Origin of the sequence: Pseudovibrio sp. POLY-S9 (genome assembly GCF_001431305.1) — a bacterium.
Classification (GTDB): Bacteria; Pseudomonadota; Alphaproteobacteria; order Rhizobiales; family Stappiaceae; genus Pseudovibrio.
Genome location: NZ_LCWX01000071.1, coordinates 155,367 through 159,618, shown reverse-complemented (window position 1 = coordinate 159,618; position 4,252 = coordinate 155,367). Strand labels below are relative to the sequence as shown.

Genomic DNA, 4,252 nt, shown 5'->3' with positions numbered 1-4,252 from the left:
CGCGGCAATTATGGCCCCGGTTATGATGCGCTGGTTGCCAGGTTTGATTACCTTTATCCAGGTGTAAAACCGCGGACCCTGCTGCCAGTTGGGACAATGGACGGCATTGATGCCGTTGACCAGGCAACCCTGCGCGATTTTTATGAGAGTTACTACACGCCCGGCCGGACCACAATGGTTGTGACTGGCGATATTGATGTTGAAGCAACAGAAGCTGCTATTCAAAAGCACTTTGCGGATTGGGAGCGCTCTGCGAATGCAGAGCAGCTGGACAGCGAAGAGCCCGATTTTGGGACATTGAAGGTTGCTGAGGCTCCGCGTGCTGCGCTTTTTGTAGAACCGTCTTTGCCTACCGTATTGAGCATCTATCTCATCAAACCCTCTCAAGAGCTGATTGATAACCAGCAAAACCGCATTCAGAACACGCTGCGCAGGATCGGGATCAGTATTTTGAAAGAGCGGCTGCGTGATGCAGCCCTTGCTTCTCACGATACAATGGTCACTGCTGGCACGAATTATTACAGCGAAGACTTTGCCGACACCGTTGTTGCCTGCGCCACCGTTGCCACCGACAAGTGGCAGGACGGTTTTGCGTTGCTGGAGCAGAAACTGCGGCAAACACTGGCTTATGGCGTGACACAGGAAGAAGTTGACCGGCAGTTGGTGAACCGGCTCAACTCACTGGAAGTCGCGGTTAAAGCGGAAGAGACCATTCCAAACTGTGCTATCGCCAATATACTCGTGCGCGATGTGCTCAATGAGAGTGTCACCACATCCTCTGCTGATGATCTGGCCTTCTTCCAGAAACACTTTTCTGATCTGAAAGCGCGGCAAGTCTCAAAGGCACTGCTTGAGCTTTGGGAAGATGCAAAACCAAACCTGTTTATGACGACTGCCGAGGCCTTTCCAAATGCAGAAGAGGCCATTCTTTCCGTGTTTGAAGAGAGCCAGAAGCAGCCGGTCGCAGCCTTTGAAGCAAAGTCGCTGACCAGCTTTGACTATGAAAGCTTTGGCCCCAAAGGCAAAGTTGCTCAACAGACAATCAGCAGTTTTGGGCAGATTCGCTCTTACACTTTTGAAAACGGAGTGGTGCTGAACTTTAAGCAAACGGACTTTGACAAGGGCAAGGTGTTTGTCTCCCTGCGCACGGGTCGCGGTATTGAAGACTTACCTGCTGATAAAGATGGTTTGGCCGGTTTCTTCCAGAGTGCCTTTATTGTTGGCGGCCTTGGCAAGTACTCGGTTGCTGATCTGGACAAGGTTCTTTCTGGTACACAAGTTGGCGTTGGTCTTTCCTTTGGCGAAGATGGCATTTCCGGACAGTACGGAACAACACCGGACGACCTGAAGCTGCAATTGCAGGTGGTCGCGGCGTATCTAACAGATCCGGCATATCGTCCTGAGGGGCAAGCGTTTTACCAAAAGAGCCTGAAAGAGACCTACAAGAACTTCCGCAGCTCTGCTGAAGCTGTTCGTGGTCGCGAGTTCTCCCGCATTTTGCATAGTGGCGACAAACGCTGGGGTGCAGGAAGTGAAGAAGCTTTGCTGGAGCGGAACTATGAGGAGCTGAAGCCAATCATCTCCCGCATCGCTCAAAAGGGCCCGATCGAGATTGGTATTGTAGGCGATCTTGAGGTTCAAACCGCTCTGGATGCGGTTGCCGAGACTTTCGGTGCTTTGCAGCAATCCTTTGAGGCTCCAAAGCATAGCTACGCAACTGGTATTGAGTTTCCGGAGGCGCAAGCTGTTTCTTTGACCCATGAGGGTGACAGTGACGCGGCGCTTTTGCAGCATTATTGGAAAACCAGCGATGATGCAGATGCAACGCAGAGCTATACACTGCAGTTGTTGCAGGGCGTCATAGAGCTTCGGCTGCGCGATAAACTGCGTGAGGCTATGGGCGCGACTTACAGCCCTTATGCGTTCAGCATGAACTCCAACACAATCAAAGGGTTTGGCTATATTGGAATGTCCAGCAAGTTGAAACTGGATGATGTGGATGCGGCGGAGACTGTTTATCAGGATATCGTCAAAGAGCTGCAGGTGAAGGGCAACATCACAGCGGATGAGTTGCTGCGTGCGCGTCAACCTATTCTGGAAGCCATGAACAATGCCGAACACAGCAATGGATTGTGGTTTGAACTGGCAAGTCAGGCTGTAAGCTATCCTGAGGCAATCCAGCGCTATCAGAATTACACGACAATTCTGGAGCAGATCACCCCGGACGATCTGGTCGTGGCAGCATCGGATTTTCTGGTGCCAGACCGGAATGTGACGCTGAAGATTCTGCCGCAATAAGGCGAACTGGAAAACGCAGGGTTTGGGCCCTGCGTTTTTGTTTGAAGTGCTTTAAGAGACTTGCTGGCGATACTGGATGACTGGCAGGCCGCCAATGCCCCAGTCCTCAAGGGCAACCTCATCAATCACCACAAAGGTCGTGCTCGGTTTTTTGTTGAGTACGCGGGACAGAAGCTCTGTTACGCCTTGGATCAACTCGGCTTTTTCGTCTGCGGTTGGACCTTTGCCATCCGGTCCGCCTTCCCTGGTGATCTTGATGTTTACATATGGCATCAGCTTGCCTCCGGCTTTGCGATGTAAGTGAAGATCTTGGTCATGATCCGCCAGCCGTGCTGGTCTTTGGTCAGGGTGAGGAAGTCCAGATACTCGCGGTTCATCATGGTCATTGAGGCTTTGACGAAGGCCATTTGAGAGCCACCGAACTCCATAGAATGAATGCGGTCCTGTCGCGGCTCCCCTTTGCTTGCGGGCGGGATACGGCGATCCACCATTTCGAAGTACTCACTCAGGGACTTATGCATGTAGTCCCCTTCGATCATGTTGACGTAGCGCGCATCGGGGTGGAACACCTCAGCCAGAGCCTTGGTATCGGCGTGGTAAAGGCCGTCAAAATAGCCTGTCATCACTTTCTGAACTTCTGCAATGGCTTGTGGGTTGCTCATCAGATCAGGCCTTCAGCTTTCATTGCGGCCTGTGCCGATGGGCGCTCGCTTGTGCGCTGGACAAAGGCAGCGAGGGACGGCCAGTTGATCAGATCGACGCCGACGAAATTTGACCAGTTGCAGACGACGAACAGATACGCATCCGCAACAGAGAACTCCGCACCCAAGAGATAGGCTCTGCCGTCACTGAACAGAGCCTCCAGATAGTTGAACTTGGCGGCAACGTTCTTTGCGGCCTTTTCCTTGTCCTGTGTGGTTGCTGATGCGGTGAAGAACGGGGTGAATGCTTTATGGAGTTCTGAGCTGGTGAAGTTCAGGTACTCCTGCAAACGCGTGCGGGCAACAGTTCCAGCTGCTGGAGCAAGCCCGTGTTGCGGGTGATTGTCTGCGAGGTATTGGAGGATTGCAGCGCCTTCGGTGAGCACTTCTCCTGACGCCAGCTGGAGCGCAGGAACGTAGCCTTTCGGGTTGATGGTTTTGAAATCTACGCCCGTGCTGGTCGTCCCTGCATCGGTGTCGACGCTGTCGATCTCGTAGGCGGCTGCGATCTCATTCAGCGTGATGTGTGTTGCCAGGGAACATGCGCCGGGTTTGTAAAACAGTTTCATTGGAAGCTCTTTCCTCAAGGTGGTTGTTATCAGGCTTTGAGGAAGTAATGCCTCTCATGATTAATTGATAATATTGAATATTCACGATAATGATTAGAAATTCAGATCATCTTGAGTGAGCGTATTCTATGACTTATGAGCAGCTGGTTGTTTTGCATGCGATTGTGACAGAAGGGACTTTTCGCGGTGCGGCGGATCGCCTGCACAAGTCTCAGTCCGCCATCAGCCACATGCTCAAGAAGTTAGAGGCCGAGATTGATATGGTTCTGCTGTCCAGAGAAGCGTATCGACCTAAACTGACGCCTGCGGGAGAGGTCTTTTACCGGCAAGCCATTCGCGTGATGCAGCAGATGAATGAGCTGGGTAGTCTGGCTAAAACGTTGAATGCAACACAGGAGGCTGAAGTCTCGCTGGCGATTGCGGCAACGTTGCCGTTACAGCGCGTTCTTGAGGTTATTGGCCATGTGCGGGCGAAGTTCCCGGCAACCCATATTCACCTGTCCCGCGAGAGCATGAGTGGTCCGATTGAACGGCTGCTCCATGACCGGGCTGATATTATTATCGCCAGCATGGATGGTGTGCCCGTTGAACAGGTGGAAGCGGTGTCTTTTGCGGATGTTACCATCTTGCCCGTCGCGCACCCCGCGTTTGAGCCTGCGCAGAGTAAGCATATGAAAACCATAT

At 52.4% G+C, this 4,252-nt stretch carries 5 protein-coding genes; 2 read left to right on the top strand and 3 right to left on the bottom strand.

What is annotated here, in order from left to right; all coding sequences use genetic code 11:
- On the top strand, positions 1–2,298 hold a 2,298-nt coding region (locus PPL9_RS05425; RefSeq protein ID WP_082596569.1), incomplete at its 5' end, for an insulinase family protein.
- A 51-nt stretch (positions 2,299–2,349) separates the two neighbouring features.
- Here PPL9_RS05425 and PPL9_RS05420 read toward each other — a convergent pair.
- From PPL9_RS05420 to gstA, 3 genes are read right to left on the bottom strand one after another with little or no spacing between them, the layout of a single operon-like run.
- Positions 2,350–2,571: a 4-oxalocrotonate tautomerase family protein gene (locus PPL9_RS05420; RefSeq protein WP_057461730.1), complete on the bottom strand. Its 222-nt coding sequence runs from the start codon at positions 2,569–2,571 to the stop codon at positions 2,350–2,352.
- Positions 2,571–2,960, bottom strand: coding sequence for a nuclear transport factor 2 family protein (locus PPL9_RS05415; RefSeq protein ID WP_057461729.1), 390 nt, complete (start codon positions 2,958–2,960; stop codon positions 2,571–2,573). Before PPL9_RS05415 ends, PPL9_RS05420 begins: the two co-directional genes overlap by 1 nt.
- Entirely contained in the window at positions 2,960–3,568 is a 609-nt protein-coding gene (gstA, locus tag PPL9_RS05410) for a glutathione transferase GstA (protein ID WP_057461728.1), read from the bottom strand. Before gstA ends, PPL9_RS05415 begins: the two co-directional genes overlap by 1 nt.
- Before the next feature lie 128 nt (positions 3,569–3,696).
- Between gstA and PPL9_RS05405 the strand changes: the two genes are divergently transcribed.
- Positions 3,697–4,252: LysR family transcriptional regulator (locus PPL9_RS05405; protein ID WP_152986597.1), on the top strand; the 556-nt coding region annotated here is incomplete at its 3' end.

Coding starts and splice junctions, on each gene's coding strand:
- PPL9_RS05420 (WP_057461730.1), bottom strand. CDS start 2,571: ATGCCATATGTAAACATCAAGATCACCAGGGAAGGCGGACCGGATGGC.
- PPL9_RS05415 (WP_057461729.1), bottom strand. CDS start 2,960: ATGAGCAACCCACAAGCCATTGCAGAAGTTCAGAAAGTGATGACAGGC.
- gstA (WP_057461728.1), bottom strand. CDS start 3,568: ATGAAACTGTTTTACAAACCCGGCGCATGTTCCCTGGCAACACACATC.